This is a genomic window from Pseudomonas versuta, assembly GCF_001294575.1.
Classification (GTDB): Bacteria; Pseudomonadota; Gammaproteobacteria; order Pseudomonadales; family Pseudomonadaceae; genus Aquipseudomonas; species Aquipseudomonas versuta.
In genome coordinates, this window is the sequence record NZ_CP012676.1 from 2,360,004 (window position 1) to 2,383,083 (window position 23,080).

The following is a 23,080-nucleotide window of genomic DNA, read 5'->3' on the forward strand; positions in this document are numbered from 1 at the left end:
TAAGAAGGCGCACTGAAATGAACGACAGCTAACCCCAATAAACTGCCGATTAATCACAATTAAAGAAAGGCATAGTGCGATGCATTTATTGAAAAGCTTGCTGGCAAATGTTCTTGTCGCTTCTGCATTAGCGACCGTGCCGATGTTGGCACAGGCCGACGCCATGGACGACATCAACAAAAATGGAACACTTACGATTGCCGTGCAAACCCAGGGCCCTCCCGTCAGCTTTATTGATAAAAATGGCGAGCGCGCCGGTTTGGCGATTGATATTGCCCGCATGTTCGCCGACGACATGGGGGTCAAACTGGTCATTCAGGACTACGACTGGAAAGGCCTCATTCCAGCACTGACGTCCGGTAAGGCTGATCTTATCGCCGCCGACATGACGCCGACGGCAAAGCGCAATATGCAGGTGCTTTTCACCAATCCCGTCTTCTACCTGGAGACCGTGGCATTCGCCAACAAAGACAAGCATTTCAAATCGTGGGAAGCCCTCAACAATCCTGCTATTACCGTGGGCGCTACCCAGGCTTCCAGCTATGCGGATGCGGCCAAAAAAATCCTGCCCAAGGCTCAGTTGAAAGAATTCGGTGGTGGCAACGCCCAGACCGTTCAGGCCGTTGTCTCCGGCCGTGCAGATGCAGGCATCTCGGACCGTGCGCAAATAGCGACCTTCGTCAACTCCTCGCCCGAGCTGGAAGTACTCGACGGAACCATGACTAAAGAGCCATTGAGCTTCGCCACCCGCCCAGACTCTGTGCACTTGCTGCTGGCACTCAATAACTATATTCGCCTCATCGAAATCGACGGTCGATTGAAAGAGCGTACCGACTACTGGTGGAACTCTACGGCGTGGGAAGCCGACCACAAGTAAAGGTGAGCGCGCGGTGATGCTGGCCGTCATTTAACCGGGCGGCCTACGGCTAACTGTTACCGCGCACAAAAAGAGTTCGGCTTGCTGGATGAGGTTACGTCGCAATGAGTTTTGCACTGGATAGTTTCAACTTCGGCATCGTATACAAATACCGGGATGTATTTTTAAACGGCGTACTGACAACCCTTGAAATAGCATCAGTCTGTTTAGTGCTTTCGGTGTTTTTCGGCATATTTGTAGCACTCATGCGCATGTCGAAAAGCGCTTTCCTGTGGCGGCCAGCGGCGGCGTATATCCAGTTTATCCGCGCCACACCGCTGCTGATGCAGATCTACCTGGTTTACTACGGTCTTCCGGCGCTGTTTGCGTTCGGCAAAAACATTAATGAACTCCAGACCGGCCTTATCGCACTGACGATTCACACGACACCCTACATGGCAGAAATTATCCGTGCCGGTATCGAATCGATTCCCCGCGGCCAGTTTGAAGGGGCGATGTCCGTCGGCATGAGTCCATTTCAACGGATGCTCCACGTGGTGCTGCCGCAGGCGCTGGCTAACGTCACCCCTCCGCTGATAGGGCAGGCAGCCATCCTGATCAAGGATACGTCCCTGCTGAGCATCATCGCAGTCACAGAGCTAATGAGCGCAGGCCTGTACATGTTTTCAGATTCGGTCGTGGCGACCGAGAGTTACCTGACCACCGCCGCTTGCTACCTGTTTATCTATGTACTGCTGCTACTGCTCTCTCACCTGGTCCGGCGCAAATGCGGCGCCAACTGGCAAACTCGGTAGGGGATCAAATAATCATGGAATGGATCATGACCAAAGCGACAGTGCTTCAGGCGCTGTTGCCATTCATGTTCAAAGGGCTGTGGATGACCGTGCAGATATCCCTCATCGCCATTGCACTCGGCGTACTGCTGGGGCTCGTGTTAGGGGTCATCCGCTCTCAGAGCAGGTTCTTGTTCAAAAATATTATCGGTCTGTACCTGCACCTGTTCAGGGGTACCCCCTACCTGGTGCAGGTCTACATCATCTACTTTGTACTGCCTGCTACGGGGCTTGAGATATTCAAGTTCAACGCCTACACCGCCGCCATCGTATCGTTGACGCTCTACACGTCGAGCTATGCGACTGAAATCGTGGCCTCCGCAATTCTGACCGTCCCCCACGGCCAGGTTGAAGCAGCTCGATCAGTCGGGATGAGCAAATTTCAGGCGCTGGTTCACGTCGTGTTACCCCAGGCTATCCCGCTGACCCTGCCGCCGTTGGGAAGCGTGTATGTAAACATCATCAAAAGTACCGCTATTTTATCCATCATCGGCATCACTGAACTCACGCGCCAGGGCGAAGTGTTGATTGTCCGCATGCCGCAGCACCTGATGTTCATTTACTGCGTGATCGCCCTGCTCTATTTCGCCTATTGCTACCCGCTTCTCTACCTGTCGAAGCTGGCAGAAAAGCGCTTTGGCGCCCTCGAACACCGATAAAACCCATCACCCATACGCGCCAATAGAATTTTTAGTCCGGATCGGGAAGCAGGATCCGGGACACACCCTTTTTCTTGAGTTAGGCCTATGAAAAACGTACCCGTAAAGCGCCTTCAGTCCCTGGCCGAAAAATTCGGCACGCCCTTGTGGGTCTATGATGCTCAGACCATTCGTGACCGCATCAATGATCTACGCCAGTTCGATACCATTCGATTTGCACAAAAGGCCTGCTCCAACATCAATATCCTCAAGCTCATGCGCGAGCAAGGCGTCCAGGTAGATGCCGTGTCTCGTGGAGAAATCCTTAGAGCACTGGCCGCGGGTTATTCATGCCTGGGCAACGAGGAAGCCATCGTTTTCACTGCAGACCTTATCGATGAAGCGACGCTATCCACCGTAGTGGAGCATGCCATTGCAGTTAACGCCGGTTCGATCGATATGCTCGAGCAACTGGGCGCCATCGCACCCGGGCACAAAGTCTGGCTGAGGATCAACCCGGGCTTCGGCCATGGCCACAGCAAGAAGACCAACACCGGGGGCGAACACAGCAAGCATGGCATCTGGCACACCGACCTGGGTGCGGCGCTGTCGGTTGTCAGCAAGCACAACCTGCAATTAATCGGGCTGCACATGCACATAGGGTCCGGGGTGGACTATGAGCACCTGGCCAGCGTCAGCAATGCCATGCTCGATCTCGTGCAGCAAGTCAAAGACGCAAACATGACCCTCAGCGCCTTGTCAGCAGGCGGCGGGTTATCGGTCCCGTACACCGCGGATGAACCGCAGCTCGATACCCGCCATTACTTCAGCCTGTGGGACGCTGCGCGCCAGAAAGCCGAGCAGACTCTGGGCAAGAAACTGCGCCTGGAGATCGAGCCCGGACGGTATCTGGTGGCTGAGTCGGGTTGCCTGCTGAGTGAAGTTCGCGCCACCAAGGCCGTCGGCAGCAATTACTTTGTGCTTCTCGACGCAGGCTTCAACGAGCTGATGCGCCCGTCCATGTACGGCAGTTACCACGGAATCGAGTTGCTGGAGGCAGATACATCGGGGCGCCCCCTGCAAGCCAGCGTCGTTGCAGGGCCGCTGTGTGAAGCCGGTGACGTATTCACGCAAGCGGAGGATGGAACGGTACTCTCCCGAATGATTCCCCAATGCGCAGTGGGCGATCTGATCGCCATTCGCGATACAGGCGCCTATGGTGCGTCGATGTCTTCGAACTACAACACTCGCCCGCTGATCGCAGAGGTGCTGATTGAAGGGTCAGATGATGTACTGATCCGCCGTCGCCAGCGAGTGGAGGAGCTTCTGGCACTGGAAGAGGTCTCAGCAGTTAACCTCCACGAAAAAGAAGCGACCGCCGGACCACAACACCCATAGCCAGGTTCGCGCCCAGAAGACGTGATGCCTGCCGGGCGACTGGCAGCTATTAAAATTTTGGCGCAGTGCCGGTTCCGGATGGACTGTTTCGTGCACATGAAGGTAACGACTGTGCATCGCTGTTTTAGAGCGCTTTTATGATCAACTTGCGACATATCGAAGTTTTCCGCGCCATCATGACGGCGGGGAGTGTCACCAACGCTGCTCAACTGCTGCATACCAGTCAACCCACCATCAGCCGTGAGCTGGCGCGTCTGGAGTACCTCGTAGGTTTCGAACTGTTTGAACGCGGGCGTGGGCGCCTTCATGCAACAGCGCGGGCAGTGGTTTTGTTCCAGGAGGTAGAGCTTGCGTTCATTGGTCTGGACCGGATCGTCTCGTTTGCAGAGAGCCTGAGTCGCTTCTCTCAGGGCGCATTTTCAGTGGCCTGTATACCCGCTTTTTCTCATGCGCTGCTGCCTCAGGTGTGCAAGCACCTGATTGCCAATCATCCCGGTGTCAGTGTTGAGATAGCGACGCTGGAGTCGCCCTGGCTTGAGGAACAACTGACACTTCAACGCCACGATGTCGGCCTCACCGAGCATGATGAAGCCCCGCCCGGAACTGAGTTACAACTGCTGATGAGTGTGGACGAAGTGTGCATCTTGCCCGACGGCCACCCTTTGCTGGAGAAAAACATCCTGTCGCTGGAGGACATCAGGGATCAAACCTTCGTCAGTTTCAGCAAGGGCGATCGTTACAGGAGAGTGCTTGATGTCCTGTTCAAGGAAGCGGGAATCGATAGATTCATCCAGGTCGAAACCCACAGCGCCGTTTCAGTATGTTCGATGGTACAAGCGGGGCTGGGTATTGCGATCCTCAACCCGCTGACCGCGATCATGTTTCAGGGCCAGGGTGTCAATATTCGTCCTCTTGCCTTTTCCTTGCCTTTTCAAATCAGCCTGGTCAAACCGCTCTACCGCTCTTCAACGCCCTTCCAACAATATTTCGCTGATGCCTTGCAGCGAGAAATATCCTTACAGGCCGAACAGTTATCTACTCTGGGCGTCAGCGTTACGCTCGAAAGTCTGGATAACGTGTTAACACCAGCCTCCTTATAAAGTCCGACCCGCCTTCAACATCGCCCCCTGACTTCAACTAAGCACCGCGAAAACAGGGGGCACCCATTTAGTGCGCCCGGTTACTTAGTGGTGTTTGCATATGCCTTGTAACGCAGGCCCGCCGGGCGCTTCAGGGTCCGTCATGGTGCGCAGCATGCGCACTAATCGTCACATATCGAGAGTGAATGATCGCCCTACAAATAAGCATTTACCGTCTTTTCGAGCGACTGATAAGTTCATTCACATCAACTAACGCGTGAAACAGCCATTTTATATTGAGTTGTTTTGGATGTTGTCTTAATCCACACGTTCAATTTGATAAGCCCCAATAACCCTACTGTGTTATTTATCTTCTTAATCAAGGAACACTACTATTGAACCCTCTCCTGAAGAGTTGCTCATTGTTGTTGCTGCTGTGTTCAAACTTGGCGTTGGCGCAAATTCCCGCAACAAGCAGCCAATTGATCGTGGTGACCACCCCCGACTGGGACGCCATTCAAGGCACGGCACAACGCTATGAGCGCCATGGCCAGGACTTCCAGAAAGTCGGTGACGCCTTCCCCATTGTGGTGGGCAAGACCGGGCTTGCCTGGGGCCGCGGCATTTTACCGATCGACCCCGAAGAGCAGCCCGTAAAACGTGAAGGCGACGGTAAAGCGCCCGCCGGCATGTTCACCTTCGGCAGCGCGTTCGGGTACGAATCTACAGCCAATACCCGGCTGCCCTACACCGTCAGCACCGACGCCCGCGAATGTGTGGATGACAGCCAGTCCAGTCACTACAACTCGTTGGTCGACAGCTCGGCCGTGAGCAAAGACTGGAACAGCTCAGAGCAAATGCACCGCAAGGACGAGTTGTATCGCCAGGGCATTGTCGTCGAACACAACACGCCAGCAGCAGCCAATGGCGGCTCATGTATTTTCATGCACATCTGGCAATCGAGCAGCACTCCGACCACTGGCTGCACCGCCATGGACCCGCAGAATATCCAGCAATTGTTCACCTGGCTGGACCCGCAGAAAAACCCGCTACTGGTACAAATGCCAGTGGCGCAATACGAGCTTTACAAGGAACGCTGGAAACTTCCGCAGCGGTGAGAATGCAGCAATGCTGCGCGAGATCAGGGGGCTCCCTCAAGACGGTTTGCAGCCAGCAAAAATCCGCAGGAACGCCAAAACGAAAAAACCCGCCAGATGGCGGGTTTCTTCGGTGGTTTCAGAGATTCTGCAAGCCTTCTCTGTCACCTTGTATGGCTCCACGACCTGGACTCGAACCAGGGACCCAATGATTAACAGTCATTTGCTCTACCAACTGAGCTATCGCGGAATGGCGTCTATCTTACTGATATAAAAAGAGAAGTCAACACTTTCGATGACTTCTCCAGGCATTATTCAGATGACCTGAACAATGGCATCGGTAACCGCTTCAATGTTGCGCTGATTCAAAGAAGCGACGCAGATACGGCCGGTGTCCAGGGCATAGATACCGAACTCGGTACGCAGACGCGCCACTTGTTCAACAGTCAGACCGGAGTACGAAAACATGCCGCGCTGACGCGCCACAAAGCTGAAGTCGTGCCCGGGTGCCTTGTTCGCCAGCAGCTCTACCATCTGCAAGCGCATGCCGCGAATCCGCAGGCGCATTTCAGCCAGCTCGGCTTCCCACTGGGCACGCAGCTCAGGGCTGTTGAGTACAGCCGCGACAATGCTTGCGCCGTGGGTCGGCGGGTTGGAGTAGTTGGTGCGGATCACGCGCTTGACCTGGGACAGAACGCGGGCGCTCTCATCACGGGACTGGGTGATGATCGACAGTGCGCCAACGCGCTCGCCGTACAGCGAGAACGACTTGGAGAACGAGCTGGAAACAAAGAAGCTCAAGCCCGACTCGGCGAACAGGCGCACTGCAGCGGCGTCTTCGTCGATGCCATCGCCAAAGCCCTGGTAGGCCATGTCCAGGAACGGGATCAGGCCTTTGGCCTTGACCAGGTCCAGCACGTTCTGCCAGTCCGCCGCCGTCAGGTCGACCCCGGTCGGGTTGTGGCAGCACGCGTGCAGCACAACGATGGACCCGGCTGGCAAGGCGTTGAGGTCTTCGAGCATGCCGGCACGGTTTACGTCATGGCTGGCGGCGTCGTAGTAGCGATAGTTCTGCACCGGGAAACCGGCCGTTTCGAACAATGCCCGGTGGTTTTCCCAGCTTGGATCGCTGATGGCCACCACAGCGCCCGGCTGCAGCTGCTTGAGGAAGTCAGCACCGATCTTCAGTGCACCGGTTCCGCCCACGGCTTGAGTGGTAATCACACGGCCAGCGGCCAGCAGCGGCGACTCGGCACCGAACAGCAGCTTTTGCACGGCTTGGTCGTAGGCTGCAATGCCATCGATCGGCAGGTAGCCGCGGGATGCATGTTGAGCAACCCGGATCGTTTCGGCTTCGACAACGGCACGCAAGAGTGGAATTCTTCCCTCCTCGTTGCAGTAAACACCGACCCCCAGATTCACTTTGCTGGTACGAGTATCGGCGTTAAATGCTTCGTTGAGGCCCAGGATAGGATCGCGTGGTGCCATTTCGACAGCGGAGAACAGGCTCATTATTACGGCGGCTCTGAATGGGGAATGGAGGGGGTGACAACGCTCCAGCCGATTGCACTAGAGCGGTGCACAAACGGGGAGCAAGTATAAAGGCGATAACGATTCGGGCAACAGGCGATTCCCGGTTTTGGGCAAGTATTTCGGTTTATTTTTCGGCCACTGGTCGAATTGCAATCTTTGCCCGTATGCCCATGTCAGAACGCTGCCTTGAAACAGTCGGTAACGACCTCCATATTTAGCCGTATCCTGTATTTTCCTGCGGCTTGCGTCGCATGCAGTCTTTCTCGATCTACCAAGGTCCAAGCCTTTATAGATGCGAACCCAGAGGTCCGTTATGCCCGATTTCCAGCTAGTTACCCGCTTCGAGCCTGCGGGCGATCAACCCGAAGCCATTCGCCAGATGATCGAAGGCATCGAAGCCGGGCTGTCGCACCAGACCCTGCTCGGGGTAACGGGCTCGGGCAAGACCTTCAGCATCGCCAACGTCATCGCCCATGTGAATCGCCCGACGCTGGTGCTCGCCCCCAACAAAACCCTCGCGGCGCAGCTGTACGGCGAGTTCAAGTCGTTCTTCCCCAACAACGCGGTGGAGTACTTCGTCTCGTACTACGACTACTACCAGCCCGAAGCCTATGTGCCCTCCTCCGATACCTTTATCGAGAAAGACGCCTCGATCAACGACCACATCGAGCAAATGCGCCTGTCTGCGACCAAGGCGTTGCTGGAGCGCAAGGACGCAATCATCGTCACCACGGTGTCGTGCATTTACGGCCTGGGCAGCCCGGAAACCTATTTGAAGATGGTGTTGCACGTTGATCGCGGTGACAAACTCGATCAGCGCGAACTGCTGCGCCGTCTGGCCGACCTGCAATACACCCGCAACGACATGGACTTCGCCCGCTCGACATTCCGGGTACGCGGCGATGTGATCGACATCTACCCGGCTGAATCCGACCTCGAAGCCGTGCGCATTGAACTGTTCGATGATGAAGTCGAAAGCATCAGCGCCTTTGACCCGCTGACCGGCGAAGTCATCCGCAAGATGCCGCGCTTTACCTTCTACCCGAAAAGCCACTACGTAACGCCTCGCGAAACCCTGCTGGACGCGGTCGAAGGCATCAAGGAAGAGCTCAAGGAGCGCCTGGAGTACCTGCGCACCAATAACAAACTGGTCGAGGCCCAGCGCCTTGAGCAACGCACCCGCTTTGATCTGGAAATGATCATGGAGCTGGGTTACTGCAACGGTATCGAAAACTACTCGCGCTACCTCTCGGGTCGCGAGTCCGGAGCCCCGCCGCCGACCCTGTTCGACTACCTGCCGGCCGACGCGTTACTGGTGATCGATGAGTCCCACGTCAGCGTGCCGCAAGTGGGCGCGATGTATAAAGGCGACCGTTCGCGCAAAGAGACACTGGTGGAGTACGGCTTCCGCTTGCCGTCGGCCCTGGATAACCGGCCGATGCGTTTTGACGAATGGGAACGCATCAGCCCCCAGACCATTTTCGTCTCGGCCACCCCCGGCAACTACGAGGCCGAGCATTCGGGCCGGGTCGTGGAGCAAGTGGTGCGTCCAACCGGCCTGGTGGACCCGCAAATCGAAATCCGCCCGGCGCTGACCCAGGTCGACGACCTGCTGTCCGAAATCGCCAAGCGCGTGGCACTGGAAGAACGGGTACTGGTGACGACGCTGACCAAGCGCATGTCCGAAGACCTCACTGATTACCTGGCCGACCACGGCGTACGTGTGCGCTACCTGCACTCGGACATCGACACCGTGGAACGGGTCGAGATCATCCGCGATTTGCGCCTCGGCGTGTTTGACGTGCTGGTGGGGATCAACCTGCTGCGCGAAGGCCTGGACATGCCTGAAGTGTCGCTAGTGGCGATTCTCGATGCCGACAAGGAAGGCTTCCTGCGTTCCGAGCGCTCATTGATCCAGACCATTGGCCGTGCTGCCCGTAACCTCAATGGCCGTGCGATCCTGTACGCCGACCGGATAACCGGCTCGATGGAACGGGCGATTGGCGAGACCGAACGCCGTCGCGAAAAACAGATCGCCTTCAACCTGGCGAACGGAATTACACCCAAGGGCGTATTCAAGGATGTCGCCGACATCATGGAAGGCGCAGTGGTACCAGGCTCGCGCAGCAAAAAGCGCAAAGGCATGGCCAAGGCTGCCGAGGAAAACGCCAAGTACGAAAACGAACTGCGTTCACCGAGCGAAATCAGCAAGCGCATCCGCCAGCTGGAAGAAAAAATGTACGCCCTGGCCCGCGACCTGGAGTTCGAGGCAGCCGCGCAAATGCGTGACGAAATCGGCAAGCTCAGAGAGCGGTTGCTGCAGGTTTAATCCCCCCCAACCCTGACCCTGACCTGTAGGAGCGAGCTTGCCTCGCGAGCTTTTGATCTTGGAAGAGCTCGCGAGCAAGCTCGCTCCTACCGGTTGTGATGTTTGCGTTGCCTCAGTCAGCCACCGCCGCCACTGCTTCTACCTCAAACAACATCGCATCCAGCGCCAGTCGCGGCACCGGGATCAAGGTGCAGGCCGGTGCCGGAAGCGCACCCCAGACCCGCGCAACTTCTGCCCCCAAAATATGCAACCGCTCCTGGCTGTGATCCACGATCAGCACCGTCAGTTTGGCCACGTCCTTGATCTGCGCATCGGCAGCGGCCAAGGCCATCTGCAGGTTGGCAAACGCCTGGCGCACCTGCTCGGCAAAGTCCGGCGAGAGCTGACTGTCGGCATCCTCCCCACCCTGCCCCGCGGTGTAGACCAACCGCACATTCGGCGCCAGGCGGGCCACATGGGAGTAGCCATTGCCCGAAGGGTCATACAGCCCGGGCGGGTTCAGCAGTTGCACAGCGGGGTGAGGATTCTTATCCATAAAAGTCGCACCTTGGGCAGTTGAATTGGCAAGCGCGCTATTCAACCATTCCTGCCAAGGCCTGTGCCAGTGCCCTCGCGACACAGGTCGCAAATATGTCAGGATGGTGCGCTGCTGCGCGACACAGACCCGAATCCCAAGGATGAACATGACCGCCATCAACACTCAGACGCCTTTTGTTCCAGGGCGCCTCGAACAAATGTCGACCCGCATCGCCTTTTTTATCGCCGGGTTCGGGCTCGCCGCCTGGGCGCCACTGGTGCCCTACGCCAAAGCCAGGGCCGGGCTCGATGAAGCCACCCTTGGCCTGTTGCTGCTGTGCCTGGGCGCGGGCTCGATTCTGGCAATGCCCATCGCCGGCCTGCTGGCCACGCGCTTTGGCTGCCGCCGGGTGACGATTGGCGGCACCTTGCTGATTTGCCTGGCACTGCCGCTCCTGGCTACCGCCGGCTCCATACCGTTGCTGATCGCCACCTTATTTGTGTTTGGCGCAGGCCTGGGCATCGTCGACTCCACCGTCAACCTGCAAGCGGTGATCGTCGAGCGCGCCAGCGGGCGCAATATGATGTCGGGCTTTCACGGCATGTTCAGTGTCGGCGGAATTGCCGGCGCGGCCGGTGTCAGCGCCCTGCTCGCGCTGGGGCTGACGCCGCTGTGGGCAATCGTGGTGGTGATCGTGCTGACCCTCGCCGCCTTGCTCAAAGCCGCGCCGCACATGCTGGCTTACGGCAGTGAAAGCACTGGTCCGGCGTTTGCGGTGCCCCATGGTGTGGTGCTGTTTATCGGGTTGCTGTGTTTTACCGTGTTCCTGGCCGAAGGCGCGATGCTCGACTGGAGCGCAGTGTTTTTGACCACCGAAAAACAGATCGGTGAAGCCTATGCCGGGCTTGGCTATGCCGCTTTCGCCTTGACCATGACCGCAGGCCGATTGACGGGTGACACCATCGTCAGACGTCTTGGCGCCCGCCGAGTGATTGTCCTTGGAGGCCTGTTCGCCGCTGTCGGGCTGGCGCTGGCAACCTTGGCGCCAGGCTGGGAAGTGGCCCTGGCCGGTTATGCACTGGTGGGTATTGGCTGTTCGAACATCGTACCAGTGCTGTACACCGCCGTTGGCAAACAAACCGTGATGCCCGAAAACATCGCCGTACCGGCCATCACGACCTTGGGTTATGCGGGGATTCTGGCGGGGCCGGCAGCCATCGGCTTTGTCGCCCATGCCAGCAGCCTGAGCATTGCCTTCCTGCTGATCGCCGCCATGCTGGTGGCCGTAGCCATCAGCGGACGGATCCTGAAGGTCTAAACATAGCCCCCGCCCACTGTAGGAGCGAGCTTGTCTCGCGAGCTTTTGATCTTGAAAAGCTCGCGAGCAAGCTCGCTCCTACAGTCATACGCATGCTTTAGAAGCCCACGCTCGCCTGTACGAAGAACGTACGCGGCTCGCCGAGGTAGATGCCGGCGTTGTTATCGCTGGAGCGGGTGAAGTACTGCTGGTTGAGCAGGTTCTTGATCCCCGCGCCTACCTTCAGGTTCGACGCCTCTGGCCCGAAGTCGTAGCCCACGCGCGTGCTCCAGGTCGCATACCCCGGAATGTCGCCGTACTGGCCATCCGCAGTCGGGTCGGAGATGTAGGTGCCGCCAGTCCCCGGCGCATGCTGTTTGGACTGGGCAAACATGTCGAGGTTGTAGGTCCAGCGGTCGACCGCATAACGGGCCCCCAGGTTGGCGACCTGACGCGAATACAGCGGCAGGTCGCGGCCCTTGAAGTTCATGATGTCCCCCTCGGCCACCGCCTTGGTGTAGGTGAATCCGGCATTCACCGACAGCCCGTCAAGGCGCGCATCCAGCGCCGACATGTCGTAGTGAATCGAGGTTTCGATACCCTGGTGCTTGGTCGCACCGAGGTTGGTCCAGCCCACATCGTTGCTCACGTATTGCAACTCATCGGCAAAGTCGATGTAGAACAGCGTCACTTCGCCGCCCCACACCCCGTTGTCATAGCGCGTACCCAGCTCGTAGGTCTTGGCTTTTTCCGGACGCAGGCCTGCTGCCGTCTGGTCCCCCGTTCCGCCCTGCCCCAGCTGGAAATACTGCAGGCTGCCGAACGAAGTTTCATAGTTGGCAAAGAGCTTCCACGCGTCCGAGAGGTGGTACATCACGCTCAGGGCCGGCAGCGCTTCGCTGCTGTCGATGCTGCGGTTTTTCTCCGGCACCGGCACACCCTTGCCGTCCAGTACCGGGCGGTCGTGCCAGTTGGTGCTGATGCGCTCGAAACGAACCCCCGGGGTGACCGTCCAGTTACCGACATCGATCTTGTCATCGATATAGAAGGCGTTGGCCTCCGTGCCCCCGGTGCGGTCCTGATACACATGGCCGTCACCTTTAGGCCCCGGTACCGGCACGTTATCCACCAGCTCCAGCATGCTCGCCTGCTCGTGCATCGCTTCTTTGAGGTAGCGATAACCGACCCCGACTTCCTGGGTCACCGGCCCCAGTGTGAACACATGGGACACCCGCGGCTCAATGCCGAAGGTGTGGTAATTGCGCGGGTAAGCCGACAGGGTTTGCAGGTTGCGCGCCGCAATATTGCTGCCGCGAAAGCTGTCGGTGTAATAGGTCAGGACTTCAAACTGGGTCAGGTCGTCAATCTGGCGCAGGTACTTGAAGGACACGTCCTTGCGCCGCCCGGTGAAGTTGTCATAGTCGCGCACCGACTGGTACGGATCGGCGTCGAATTGCGCCTGGGTCAGGCCGCCGGGCATGTCCGCGGTGGCATCGTAGTAATGGAAGTTGAGGCTGAAGTCATCCTGATCGGTGGGTGCCCAGTGGGTTTTGAGCAGTACGTCAGTGATGTCGTTGTCATTGTTGCGCGCCCGATAACCGTCGCCCTTGACCCCGGAGTACAACAGCGCGGCACCGATGCCATTGTCGGCGGTGCCCCCCAGGAAGGCCGACTCCATGTGTTTCCAGCCACCACGCTCGGAGGTTTCCAGCGTGGTACCGACTTCGCCTGCAAAGGTTTCGGGAATCGCACGGGTCACAAAGTTGATCACCCCGCCCACGTTCTGCGGTCCGTAACGCACCGAACCGGCACCGCGCACCACGTCGATGCTGTCCAGGTTGCCGGACGAAATCGGCGCCATTGCCAACTGTGGCTGACCATAAGGCGCGAATGCGGCGGGCACCCCGTCAATCAAGACCGTGGAGCGCGGCGACAGACGCGAGGTCAGGCCACGAACCCCCACGTTCAGGGAAATGTCACTGCCACCGGTGCCATTGGGCGCCTGTACCTGGACCCCGGGGATTTTCTTCAGCACGTCGCTGACATTCATCGCGCCCTGCTCGACCATGGCTTCGCGGCGCACCACGGTGCGGGCGCCGGGGTGGTTCTGCACCACAGCGGCATTGGCATCGCCCAGCCAGTCGCCCACCACTTTTACATCCACCGGCCCCAGTTCCAGCGGGCCGGAAGCGGCTGAAGCGCTGACCGCAGGTGCTGCAAGCAGGGTCACGGCATCGCCGTACAATTCATAGCTCAGGCCGCTGCCCTGCAACAGTGCGCGCAAAGCCTGCTCGGGCGACAAGTTGCCGTCGACCGCAGGGGCTTGCTTGCCAGCCACCAGCTGCGGGCTGAAAAACACCTGCAATGAGGTTTGCCGGGCCAGCTGGCTCAGAGCGGCGCCCAAAGGCTGGGCCTGAATCTCAATGGTGCTCGACGCGGTCTCGCCGGCAAATGCACAGGGCAATCCCGCACTGACTGCCAGGGCCAGGGCCAGCGGCAACCAGCGCGTTGGTTTGATCGAAAAAGATGTGCTCAAGGGTGTTTCAAGCGAACAGAATCGCTCACGGAGATTGTTGTTTTTCACGTCGAGTCTTGCCCTTGTAGATCGCACTTGAGTGCGACTGTTAATGCAAACCAGTTGCAGTTGTTCAAGAAGACGAAGAACTCGAAAAAAACCTGAATCGAAAGCGTTTTTATTTACTGGAGACTATTTCCTGACTGCCGTCCGCACGGGTATTGATGGCCACCGGCAAGATGCGCGGCAAGGCCTTGAGCAAGGCCTCGGTGTCTGTGGTTTTAAACACGCTGGTCAGGCGCAGCCGGGCCACTGCCGGATCCCTTACCTGCAACGGCTGTTCACGATAGCGCGACACCTCGGCGGCCACTTGCGCAAGGCTTGCATCATTGAACACCAGTTGCCCTGCGCGCCATGCCGTCAACGCCTGGGTATTGACCGGCTGCGGTGCGCCTACCTGCCCCTGCCCATCGACCCGGGTGCCAAGGCCTGCGCTCAGGCTGACCGCGCCCCCGGCATCGCGGCCCTGCACCCGGACATGCCCCGACTCCACTGCAACCTGTGCCTGGTCACCGTCACGGCGGACATCAAAGCGGGTGCCGGTGACTGTCACCTGCCCGGCACCGGCGCGCACCACGAACGGGCGATCGCTGTCATGGGCCACGCTGAACATCACTTCGCCCTGCGCCAGTTCGACCGTGCGCTGTTGCCCCTCGAAGCTGACCTGAATGCGGCTGCGACTGTTGAGTTCGAGCGATGAACCGTCCGGCAACAGCACTTCACGGTATTCACCCGCCAGCGTGGCAAATTCGCCGTGATAAACCCCTTGCGCCGGCAGTAGCAGCCACAACCCGGCCCCCATCGCCGCCAACAGGCTTGCAGCCAGGCCATACGCCACGACCGGGCGGCGCCTGGGCGATATGACCGGCAATTCGCACAGCGCCTGCAAGCGGGCTTCAGGCAACAGATCGGTGGCCGCCCACAGGCTTGCCAGCCATTGGTACTCGGCCTCATGGCTGGCGTGTCGGGTGCGCCATGCCTGGAATTCGGCCTGCTCGTCAGCGCTCAGGGATTGTGCCTGCACCCGCGTAAACCAGGTCGCGGCGGCATCGCGCACGCTTGCGCTGTCACACGTACAGTCACGGGTATCCATCATTCTGTCCTTATCTGATGTCGTCACGGCGCCTCCACCCGTTCACGCAAATGACGCAGCGTGCGGATCATGTACTTTTCCACCATGTTTCTGGACAGCCCCAGGCGCTCGGCAATCTCGGCCTGGGTCAGGCCTTCGATCTTCTGCCAGACAAACACCTTGCGACAGTTCAGCGGCAGTTCCTGCAATGCCCTTTCAACTGACTCAGCCAACTGGATAGCGTGCATGTACTGCTCCGGGTCGCCCGTTTCGGACGAACTTGGGGGAACGGCTGCCTGCTCCTTGGCATCGCGTAGCTCTTCTCGGCGAAAACCGTCGACCGCGATATTACGCGCAGTCTGATGCAAATAGGCACGCGGCTGCTCGACCGTCTCCGGGCTGGATTCGAGCACGCGTAAAAAGGTGTCATGAGCCAGATCCTGCGCCTGCTGACGGTTGCGCAGGCGGCGGGTCCAGGTCCCGACCAACTCATCGTAATATTCAAGAAAACCCGCCCGGCGGGGCACTTCACGAGTCATTGCTCTGGACTACAAAGGTGGGGCGCGAATAGTAATGCTTCCTATTAATGCGAGCAATGACTTGCGTGCCGCCCCCCTGCCCCGCAACACGCACCGGCACTGAATCGCCGCATGCAACCTTTGATAATGGTTCTTATTTGCTCTAGATTAGGGGCCTTTTGCCCCCAGGACCTTCCCATGTTCGAGTTACAGGCCGTCTCTTTCGACATCCCCGAGCGCACCCTCCTGTACCCGCTGGACCTGACGCTGCCCCATGGTCAGATCATCGGCCTGATCGGCCATAACGGCTCGGGGAAATCGACCCTCATCAAGTTGCTGGCCCGCCAGCAAGCGGCGAGCCAGGGCACAGTGAAACTGGATGGGGTGACGTTGTCGGCCTGGAAAAACCGCGAATTCGCACGCCAGGTAGCCTACTTGCCGCAACAATTGCCCGCCGCCGACGGCCTCACCGTACGCGAGCTGGTGCGCTTTGGCCGCTACCCCTGGCATGGCGCGCTGGGGCGTTTGACCGAGGAAGATCACGCCCAGGTCGAACAGGCCCTGGAGCTGACCCACACCAGCGCCTATGCCGAGCGCCTGGTGGACAACCTCTCCGGCGGCGAACGCCAGCGGGTCTGGCTGGCCATGCTGCTGGCACAGAACAGCCGCTATCTGCTGCTCGACGAACCGACCTCGGCACTGGACATTGCGCATCAGGTCGAGGTGCTGGGGCTGATTCGCGAACTGAGTCACAAGCTGGATCTGGGGGTGGTGGTGGTGCTGCATGAAATCAACATGGCGGCGCGCTACTGCGATCACCTGGTGGCGTTGCACAGCGGCCGCTTACTGATCCAGGGGCCACCGGCAGAGCTGATGAACAGTGCCGTGCTGGAATCCATCTACGGCATCCGCATGGGCGTCATGCCCCACCCGCATGACGGCTCGGCCATCAGTTTTCATTACTGAAAGGTTGCAGGTGTTTATCCCTGTCAGACACAGGCCGCCTTGCCGGGCGGCCTGACCTTCAACGGGCAATTGCCACACAGCTCAAGCTCGGGCAGCAGGTAACGCACGCAGCAGACCTTGCGCTCGCGGCGCAGGGTCGGCTGGCCCTGTTCGTCGTGAACCGGCAGGTACTGCACCGGCTGGAACAGCGGATTGCGACTGCCATCGGGGCGGGTTCGGGTGTCCAGCAGAATGCGGCCCGCAGCCAGGCGCTCGGCGGGCATCCCGGCCCTGGCCATGAGGTTGAGCAAGTTTTCGAAGTAGTTGCCGGCATTGCTCCACAGCACCTTGGGAGACAGCTTGACCTGGCTGGCGATGGCTTGGAACAGCGGTTGCAAGTGGTCGTCCAGCAAGCCCGAGAACAGCTCGAACGGATCACTGACATCGGCCGCGAACGGCTCGCCCTTGCCAGACAGGCGAAACGCCTGGGGCAGATACCCCTCGTCCAGCACCACCGCGGTGTCGTGGAGGGACAGCGGCAGGCGCCAGCGCAGCAATAGCGTGGCGCCCATCACCGGTGGCAACAGCTTGACGATGTAGTGCTTGGCCCACAACGACGCCAGAGCCCGGCGGTCATCACCGTTATAGCGCTGAGCAAAGCCGCCCAATACGTCGCCGAAGGCGGCGGGCGCCAGCAGCCGGTCCAGGGGCATGCCCGGACGAGGATCGTCGGCCAGCACCAACACCTCGCGGTAGGCTTCAAATTCACCGCGAAACAGCGGTGCTAGCACGTCGATCATCAGCCCCTGGCACCCTTGGTCACGTAAAAAGGTAAATGAGAAACAGCATCATTCACCCAGCATACCCGATCAGCCGCCGCTATTCAGCCATCAGGCCGAGACGCTGTGCAGGGCCCGTGCCTCGTGAAGCGCGTGGGACTGACTAACGCCCTCCAGGCGCTGCTCCAGGGCGGCGGCGATTTCCCCGGAGCGGGCCGGCAGCACAGACAACAGAGTGTCGGAGAGGCCATGGGAATGCTGACTGAAACCCTGGATAAACACTGGCGTTTCCAGCTCCGGGCGCGCCAGCAGTTGATAGTCGCGATCGACCCTGAAATCGTCCAGATAGTCCTTGAGCGGCGCCAGCAGTTCACGATGGGAGCGGCGTTCGTAGCCCGTCGCCAGGATCACCGCATCGTAGCGCCGCGCCTCGGTACTGCCGGTGGCCAGGTCGCGCAGCTGCAATTGCACGCGGCCATCCACATCACTGGCGCTTTCGATAATGCGCCGGCAGAGAAAAGCGTGGCGCTCGATGCCGCTGACTTTCTGGCGATAGAGGATGGCGTAGATACGCTCGATCAGGTCCAGGTCCACCACCGAGTAGTTGGTGTTGTGGTACTCGCGGATCAGCCGCTCGCGCTCGGTTTCCGGCTGATTGAACACCAGGTCGGTGTAATCGGGACCGAAGATCTCGTTGACGAACGGGCTGTCGTCGGCGGGCTTGAGCACGGCCGCGCGCAGGATCATGTCGACCTGCACGTTGGGGAAGTTGTCACTGAGGTCGATAAAGGCTTCTGCGGCGCTCTGCCCGGCGCCCACCACGGCAATACGCATCGGCTCGCCACGGCTGCACGCCTGGGTGGCCATGGCCGACAGGTAGCGCGCATGGTGAAACACTCGCGGGTCATCCTTGAACCCGGCAAACGCCGGGGGAATTTTCGGCGTACCGCCGGTGCTGACGATCACCGAGCGGGTCTGGCGGCTCACTTCGCAACCTTGCTGATTCTGGCTGATCACATTCAGCCGCTGCACCCGGCCGTCCGCTTCGATCACCGGCTCGACCCGCAGCACCTGCTCGCCATAGCGGCTCTGCCCGGCGAACTGCGCGGCGACCCAGCGCAGGTAATCGTTGTACTCCATGCGGCACGGATAGAAGGTGCCCAGGTTGATGAAATCCACCAGCCGACCATGGGCCTTGAGGTAGTTGACGAACGAGAAACGGCTGGACGGGTTGCGCAGGGTCACCAGGTCCTTGAGAAACGAAATCTGCAATTCGCTCTGGGCCACCAGCGTGTTGCCATGCCAGTTGTAGTCGGGCTGGCGTTCCAGGAACAGCGCATCGAAGGCCTTGCCGCCCTGCTCCGCGCGCTCTTGCAGGGCAATGGCCAGGGCCAGGTTGGAAGGGCCGAAGCCGATGCCGATCAGGTCGTGGGGGGCCGTCGGGTTGAAGTGCTGGGTCATGTGACCGATTCCTTCCAGTAGAGGGTGAGAGAGCGGTGGCCGGAACCGGGTCCGGCCGCTGGAGAATGTGTCCTTAGAAGACGCTTGCGGCCTCGGCGAATTTAACGCCCTCTGGCTGCCGGTTTACGTCGAGGGCTGCCAGTGCCCGGGCAAGATCGGCCATGAAGACCGGGTGACGGATAATGTCCAGATGCTGTGCACCCGCCACACAGCGCTGCTCGATCACCTGCACCAGCGCGCTCCAGTCACGCAGGCGCTCGCTGCGGGTCAGGGAATCGGCGGCCTGCCAGACATGGGCAGCCACCGGCACGGGTGCGTGCACATGGCGGGCGGCTTTGAGGCGCTTGTCGAGCAAGGCCCACTGTTCGAATTCCCGGGACAGCAAGTCCGGTCCGTCGCTGGGCAATTGCCCGTCGTGGGCCAGCACATGCTCGGTCAGGGCATCGCGCTCGCGCTCGTCCATCAGCGCGAACAATTGCCCCCACTCAAGCGCCATCGCCGAGCGGGCCAGCCAGCTGTCCAGCAGCGGTTGTGCGCGAGCACGTGCCGCCTCGTCGGGGATCTGGCGCGGATGAAACGGCACCGATTCGAACACGTCCACCAGCCCAAGAAAGTCGACCTGCGCCCGCCCTTGCAGCAGACGCGCAGTTTCCAGCGCCAGCTCGCCGCCGGATGACCAGCCGAGCAAGGCGCAGCGCCCGCCCTTGACCGTGCGCGCGATGTAGTCGGCGTACTCCAGGGCCAGCGCGGGCAGATCATAGCCACGCCAGCGTTGCTCGGTGTAGACATGGCTGACGAATCCATACACCGGCCGGGTGCCGCCCAGGGCATCCACCAGAGGCTTGAATTCGCTGCTGTTGACGATCAGCCCCGGCAGGCAGAACAGCGGCACACCGCTCCCCGAACGCGACAGGAACACCACCTCCGGATCGATCACTGGCGGTGGCGCCAGACGTTCGGCCAGGGCCGCGAGGCTCGGGGCATTAAGCAAATCGGCCAGGGTCAGCTTGCGCTCGCCTTGCAGGCCCTGCTTGCGGATGCGCGACAACAGTTTAAGGCTCAGCAGCGAGTCGCCGCCCAGTTCGCCAAAGGAGGCGTCGCGGGCAATAACCGCGTGCCCCAACAGGTCGCGCCACAATTGGGCCAGTGCTTCTTCCACCGCGCCACGAGGGCCCTCGCCCTGGGGCCGGACTGTTTGCACCAGGCTCAGGGCGTGACGGTCCAGCTTGCCGTTGGCCGTCAGCGGCAGTTGCTCCAGCAATGTCCAGTGAGATGGCACCAGGACGTCCGGCAACTGGCTGGCCAGAGACTGGCGCAGGGTTTCCACAGCGATGCCCGGCTCCAGCACCAGACAGGCATGCAATTGATCGCCGCCATCCTCACCGGGCATGCCGATCACAGCTGCCTCCCGCACACCGGGCAGGCGCCGCAGCGCAGCGCTGACTTCGCCGGGTTCGACCCGATAACCACGGATTTTCACCTGATCATCGCTGCGCCCCAGGTATTCCAGGCTGCCGTCATCCAGCCGGCGCACCCGATCGCCGCTGCGATACAGGCGTGTACCGGGTGCGCCGAACGGGTCCGGCACATAGCGCTCGGCCGTCAGGCCCGGGCGCCCCGCATAGCCCTGGGTGACACCGGGGCCGCCCAGGTACAGCTCACCGGTTACGCCGTTACCCACCGGGTTGAGCCAGGCATCCAGCACCCGGGCCTCAACTCCGGCCAGCGCTGTGCCGACAGGCAAGGTGCGGGCGCGCAGGCGATCGGCATGGGCGGCGTCCTGGCACAGCGCACCCACCGTGGTCTCGGTGGGGCCGTAATGGTTGAACACGCGCAAGTGCGGGGCAAGCTGGCGAATATGCTCCAGCAGCTCCCAGGAAGTGGCTTCGCCGCCCAGGATCAATGTGTGCCGTGGCAGCACCCGGGCCGGGTCGCGGGCGTTGAGCAAGGCCTGCAAATGACTGGGGGTGATTTTCAGCACGTCGGCCCCCTGTTCGCTTTGCCAATGGGCAAAGGCGTCGGGGTCGAAGGCCTGTTCATCGGCGGCCAGGTGCAGCAGACCGCCCTGGCTCAGGGCGCTGAACAGCACCGTATGGCCGAGGTCGGCGGCCACCGTCGAAACCAGCGCGAAGCTGCTGCGCGCCGGCAATTGCAGACGCTGGCTCAGCCCCGCGACATAGGCGGCCAGGTTGCCGCGACTGGCGACTACGGCCTTGGGCATGCCACTGGAGCCGGAGGTATAGATCAGGTACGCGGGCAACTGCGGCACGTGGCTCGGCCAGGCCGCCAGCGCCGCGGGCAGCGACAGGTCCGGCTCCAGCGCCAGCCAGTCCAGACCCGCCACCCCGGGGTCCGCCCCCAATACCAGGCACGCCCCGCTGTCAGCCAACACCGCCGTGCGGCGTTCGGCCGGCCAGCGCGGGTCCACAGGCACGTAGGCGGCACCACACTTGAGTGCGGCCAGAATGCCGATCACCAGCCCCGGCGTACGCCCGGTCAACAGCGCCACCCGGGCTCCGGGGCCGACGCCCCGGGCCAGCAGATGTTGGCCAAGGGCCTCGGCGGCGCGCTCGATATCGCTGCGAGAGAAGGTCATCCCGTTACAGGTCAGGGCGGCGGCGTCAGGGCTGAGCCGATGCTGGCGCTGCCAGGCCGCCAGTACGTCTTCCGTGGCAACTGGCGATGCATCGGCGCGTTCTTCAGGCCTGACCGCGAGTGCCAGCAAGGGCTGCTCCGGCGCCAGACTCACGGCGTCGGCCAGTACCCGCAAATCATCCGCCAGGGCCTCGATACGCTCGGCATCGAACAGGTCGCGGGCATAGGCGATCAGCACTTCGATGCCATCGGCGCGGTCGGTGAAGTCCACGCTGAGGTCGAAATGCACCTCCCCCGCCACCAGCCCGTCCAGACTCATGGACAGCCCGGCAAAGCGCTGCGGGCGACTGGCCGACTGCTCGGTGCACTTGACCTGGAACAGCGGATGGGTGCCCGCCTCGCGGGGAGGCGCCAGGGCTTGCAAGAGCTGGTCGAACGGCAACTGGGAATGCTCCTGGGCCTCGAGCAGGGTGCCGCGCACCTGATGCAGCAGCGCAGTAAAGTTGCAGCGCTCATCGACCCGGTTGCTCAACACGCTCAGGGTGGTGAAGTAGCCCACCACCCGCTGGGTTTCAGCCCGCGAGCGATTGGCCAGCGGTGAGCCGATGCGCACTCGCTCGGCGCCACTCTGGCGGGCGAGCAACAGGTTGAGCAGCGCCAGCATGGCCATGAAGGTTGTCGAACCGTTGGCCTTGGCGAGGCTGCGCAAGCGCTGGCTGGTGTCTGCTGGCAGCTGCAGACGCACACTGGCACCGCGTGAGTCTCGATCCGCGCTGCGCGGGCGGTCCATCGCCAGCGCCAGAGGGGTGTGATCGTCACCCAGTTGTTTGCGCCAATAATCCAGTTGCCGGGTTTGCTCCCCCGCATCCAGCCAGCGCTGTTGCCAGCCGGCATAATCGGCGTATTGCACAGTCAGCGCAGGCCATTGCGCGACCTGCCCCTGACAGCGCGCAGCGTAGGCCGTGGCCAGGTCTTCGATAATCAGGCCGATGGACCAGCCGTCAGCGAGGATGTGATGCAGGACGATCACCAGCCGGTGCTGCTGCGGATCGAGGCGATGCAGTTCCAGACGCAGCGCCGGTCCGGCCTGCAGGTCGAATGCCTGGCACGTCAGGGCCTGGGCCCGTTGACGCGACGCGGCCTCGTCCAGTTCCAGGTAGGCCAGTGGCTGGAACTGTGCCGGGTTGACCCGTTGCTGCGGTTCGCCGTCGGCGTCCTGGGTAAAGGACGTACGCAGCGCTTCGTGGCGGGCGAGCAAGTCATTGCAAGCCTGCTCCAGAGCGTCGACATCCAGCAGCCCCCCCAGACGCAGCACGCCCGCCAGGTTATAGGCCGGGCTGTCGGGTTCGCTCTGCCAGGCAATCCACAAGCCGCGCTGGGCGGCGGAAAGCGGTGAGGCATCCACGCGGGGCAGCGCGACCATCGGCAGGTCGGTAAAGCGGATGCCGTTTTCCTCGAGTTTGGCCAGAAAAGCCTGGCGCCGCTCAGGGGACAGTTCGGCGAAGCGCCGGGCGATTTGATGCGGATCAATACTCAT

Annotated in this window: 17 protein-coding genes and 1 tRNA gene; 9 read left to right on the forward strand and 9 right to left on the reverse strand. The window is 60.7% G+C overall.

Going from position 1 to position 23,080, the window contains the following annotated elements:
* The first annotated feature begins 79 nt into the window (after positions 1-79).
* From AOC04_RS10450 to AOC04_RS10475, 6 genes are all read left to right on the forward strand, one after another.
* On the forward strand, positions 80-877 hold the full coding sequence (locus AOC04_RS10450; RefSeq protein ID WP_060693091.1) for an ABC transporter substrate-binding protein: 798 nt from the start codon (positions 80-82) through the stop codon (positions 875-877).
* A gap of 104 nt (positions 878-981) precedes the next feature.
* Complete coding sequence (locus AOC04_RS10455; RefSeq protein WP_060693093.1) at positions 982-1,671, forward strand: amino acid ABC transporter permease; 690 nt, start codon at positions 982-984, stop codon at positions 1,669-1,671.
* Between the two features lie 26 nt (positions 1,672-1,697).
* Positions 1,698-2,369 (forward strand): amino acid ABC transporter permease, encoded by a 672-nt coding sequence (locus AOC04_RS10460; RefSeq protein WP_073509154.1) that lies wholly within the window; start codon positions 1,698-1,700, stop codon positions 2,367-2,369.
* Positions 2,370-2,456: 87 nt separating this feature from the next.
* Positions 2,457-3,746, forward strand: coding sequence for a diaminopimelate decarboxylase (lysA, locus tag AOC04_RS10465; protein WP_060693095.1), 1,290 nt, complete (start codon positions 2,457-2,459; stop codon positions 3,744-3,746).
* A gap of 137 nt (positions 3,747-3,883) precedes the next feature.
* On the forward strand, positions 3,884-4,846 hold the full coding sequence (locus tag AOC04_RS10470; protein WP_060693097.1) for a LysR family transcriptional regulator: 963 nt from the start codon (positions 3,884-3,886) through the stop codon (positions 4,844-4,846).
* A gap of 374 nt (positions 4,847-5,220) precedes the next feature.
* Entirely contained in the window at positions 5,221-5,943 is a 723-nt protein-coding gene (locus tag AOC04_RS10475) for a L,D-transpeptidase family protein (protein ID WP_060693098.1), read from the forward strand.
* A gap of 153 nt (positions 5,944-6,096) precedes the next feature.
* On the opposite strand, the gene AOC04_RS10480 is transcribed toward AOC04_RS10475, so the two are convergent.
* Together AOC04_RS10480 and AOC04_RS10485 are read right to left on the reverse strand one after the other, a co-directional pair.
* Positions 6,097-6,172: transfer RNA gene (locus AOC04_RS10480), tRNA-Asn, on the reverse strand.
* Positions 6,173-6,237: 65 nt separating this feature from the next.
* The gene (locus tag AOC04_RS10485) at positions 6,238-7,434 is read right to left on the reverse strand and encodes an amino acid aminotransferase (protein WP_060693100.1); all 1,197 of its coding nucleotides are present in this window, start codon (positions 7,432-7,434) and stop codon (positions 6,238-6,240) included.
* Positions 7,435-7,768: 334 nt separating this feature from the next.
* Between AOC04_RS10485 and uvrB the strand changes: the two genes are divergently transcribed.
* Positions 7,769-9,784 carry an excinuclease ABC subunit UvrB gene (gene uvrB / locus AOC04_RS10490; protein ID WP_060693102.1) on the forward strand — a complete coding sequence of 672 codons (2,016 nt, stop codon included), beginning with the start codon at positions 7,769-7,771 and terminating at the stop codon, positions 9,782-9,784.
* 112 nt (positions 9,785-9,896) lie between these two features.
* On the opposite strand, the gene AOC04_RS10495 is transcribed toward uvrB, so the two are convergent.
* Positions 9,897-10,319 carry a RidA family protein gene (locus AOC04_RS10495; RefSeq protein ID WP_060693104.1) on the reverse strand — a complete coding sequence of 141 codons (423 nt, stop codon included), beginning with the start codon at positions 10,317-10,319 and terminating at the stop codon, positions 9,897-9,899.
* A gap of 148 nt (positions 10,320-10,467) precedes the next feature.
* Here AOC04_RS10495 and AOC04_RS10500 point away from each other — a divergent pair, with 148 nt between their 5' ends.
* The gene (locus AOC04_RS10500) at positions 10,468-11,619 is read left to right on the forward strand and encodes an MFS transporter (RefSeq protein WP_060693106.1); all 1,152 of its coding nucleotides are present in this window, start codon (positions 10,468-10,470) and stop codon (positions 11,617-11,619) included.
* Positions 11,620-11,716: 97 nt separating this feature from the next.
* On the opposite strand, the gene AOC04_RS10505 is transcribed toward AOC04_RS10500, so the two are convergent.
* From AOC04_RS10505 to AOC04_RS10515, 3 genes are all read right to left on the reverse strand, one after another.
* Positions 11,717-14,134 carry a TonB-dependent siderophore receptor gene (locus AOC04_RS10505; RefSeq protein WP_060693108.1) on the reverse strand — a complete coding sequence of 806 codons (2,418 nt, stop codon included), beginning with the start codon at positions 14,132-14,134 and terminating at the stop codon, positions 11,717-11,719.
* 157 nt (positions 14,135-14,291) lie between these two features.
* Positions 14,292-15,266 (reverse strand): FecR family protein, encoded by a 975-nt coding sequence (locus AOC04_RS10510; RefSeq protein ID WP_060693110.1) that lies wholly within the window; start codon positions 15,264-15,266, stop codon positions 14,292-14,294.
* 23 nt (positions 15,267-15,289) lie between these two features.
* Complete coding sequence (locus AOC04_RS10515) at positions 15,290-15,784, reverse strand: sigma-70 family RNA polymerase sigma factor (protein WP_060693112.1); 495 nt, start codon at positions 15,782-15,784, stop codon at positions 15,290-15,292.
* A 177-nt stretch (positions 15,785-15,961) separates the two neighbouring features.
* Between AOC04_RS10515 and AOC04_RS10520 the strand changes: the two genes are divergently transcribed.
* Positions 15,962-16,729 (forward strand): ATP-binding cassette domain-containing protein, encoded by a 768-nt coding sequence (locus AOC04_RS10520; RefSeq protein WP_060693114.1) that lies wholly within the window; start codon positions 15,962-15,964, stop codon positions 16,727-16,729.
* 23 nt (positions 16,730-16,752) lie between these two features.
* Here AOC04_RS10520 and fhuF read toward each other — a convergent pair whose 3' ends face one another.
* From fhuF to AOC04_RS10535, 3 genes are all read right to left on the reverse strand, one after another.
* Positions 16,753-17,508, reverse strand: a complete 756-nt coding sequence (gene fhuF / locus AOC04_RS10525) for a siderophore-iron reductase FhuF (protein ID WP_060693116.1) — start codon at positions 17,506-17,508, stop codon at positions 16,753-16,755.
* A gap of 90 nt (positions 17,509-17,598) precedes the next feature.
* Positions 17,599-18,948: a lysine N(6)-hydroxylase/L-ornithine N(5)-oxygenase family protein gene (locus AOC04_RS10530; RefSeq protein WP_060693118.1), complete on the reverse strand. Its 1,350-nt coding sequence runs from the start codon at positions 18,946-18,948 to the stop codon at positions 17,599-17,601.
* A 73-nt stretch (positions 18,949-19,021) separates the two neighbouring features.
* Entirely contained in the window at positions 19,022-23,080 is a 4,059-nt protein-coding gene (locus AOC04_RS10535) for a non-ribosomal peptide synthetase (protein WP_060693120.1), read from the reverse strand.

Excerpts from the sequence above, each read along its gene's own strand:
- AOC04_RS10450 (WP_060693091.1), top strand. The coding sequence starts at position 80 with ATGCATTTATTGAAAAGCTTGCTGGCAAATGTTCTTGTCGCTTCTGCA.
- lysA (WP_060693095.1), top strand. The coding sequence starts at position 2,457 with ATGAAAAACGTACCCGTAAAGCGCCTTCAGTCCCTGGCCGAAAAATTC.
- AOC04_RS10515 (WP_060693112.1), bottom strand. The coding sequence starts at position 15,784 with ATGACTCGTGAAGTGCCCCGCCGGGCGGGTTTTCTTGAATATTACGAT.
- AOC04_RS10455 (WP_060693093.1), top strand. The coding sequence starts at position 982 with ATGAGTTTTGCACTGGATAGTTTCAACTTCGGCATCGTATACAAATAC.
- AOC04_RS10485 (WP_060693100.1), bottom strand. The coding sequence starts at position 7,434 with ATGAGCCTGTTCTCCGCTGTCGAAATGGCACCACGCGATCCTATCCTG.
- AOC04_RS10530 (WP_060693118.1), bottom strand. The coding sequence starts at position 18,948 with ATGACCCAGCACTTCAACCCGACGGCCCCCCACGACCTGATCGGCATC.
- AOC04_RS10470 (WP_060693097.1), top strand. The coding sequence starts at position 3,884 with ATGATCAACTTGCGACATATCGAAGTTTTCCGCGCCATCATGACGGCG.
- AOC04_RS10500 (WP_060693106.1), top strand. The coding sequence starts at position 10,468 with ATGACCGCCATCAACACTCAGACGCCTTTTGTTCCAGGGCGCCTCGAA.
- AOC04_RS10535 (WP_060693120.1), bottom strand. The coding sequence starts at position 23,080 with ATGAGTATTGATCCGCATCAAATCGCCCGGCGCTTCGCCGAACTGTCC.
- AOC04_RS10520 (WP_060693114.1), top strand. The coding sequence starts at position 15,962 with ATGTTCGAGTTACAGGCCGTCTCTTTCGACATCCCCGAGCGCACCCTC.
- uvrB (WP_060693102.1), top strand. The coding sequence starts at position 7,769 with ATGCCCGATTTCCAGCTAGTTACCCGCTTCGAGCCTGCGGGCGATCAA.
- AOC04_RS10495 (WP_060693104.1), bottom strand. The coding sequence starts at position 10,319 with ATGGATAAGAATCCTCACCCCGCTGTGCAACTGCTGAACCCGCCCGGG.
- fhuF (WP_060693116.1), bottom strand. The coding sequence starts at position 17,508 with ATGATCGACGTGCTAGCACCGCTGTTTCGCGGTGAATTTGAAGCCTAC.
- AOC04_RS10460 (WP_073509154.1), top strand. The coding sequence starts at position 1,698 with ATGACCAAAGCGACAGTGCTTCAGGCGCTGTTGCCATTCATGTTCAAA.
- AOC04_RS10510 (WP_060693110.1), bottom strand. The coding sequence starts at position 15,266 with ATGGATACCCGTGACTGTACGTGTGACAGCGCAAGCGTGCGCGATGCC.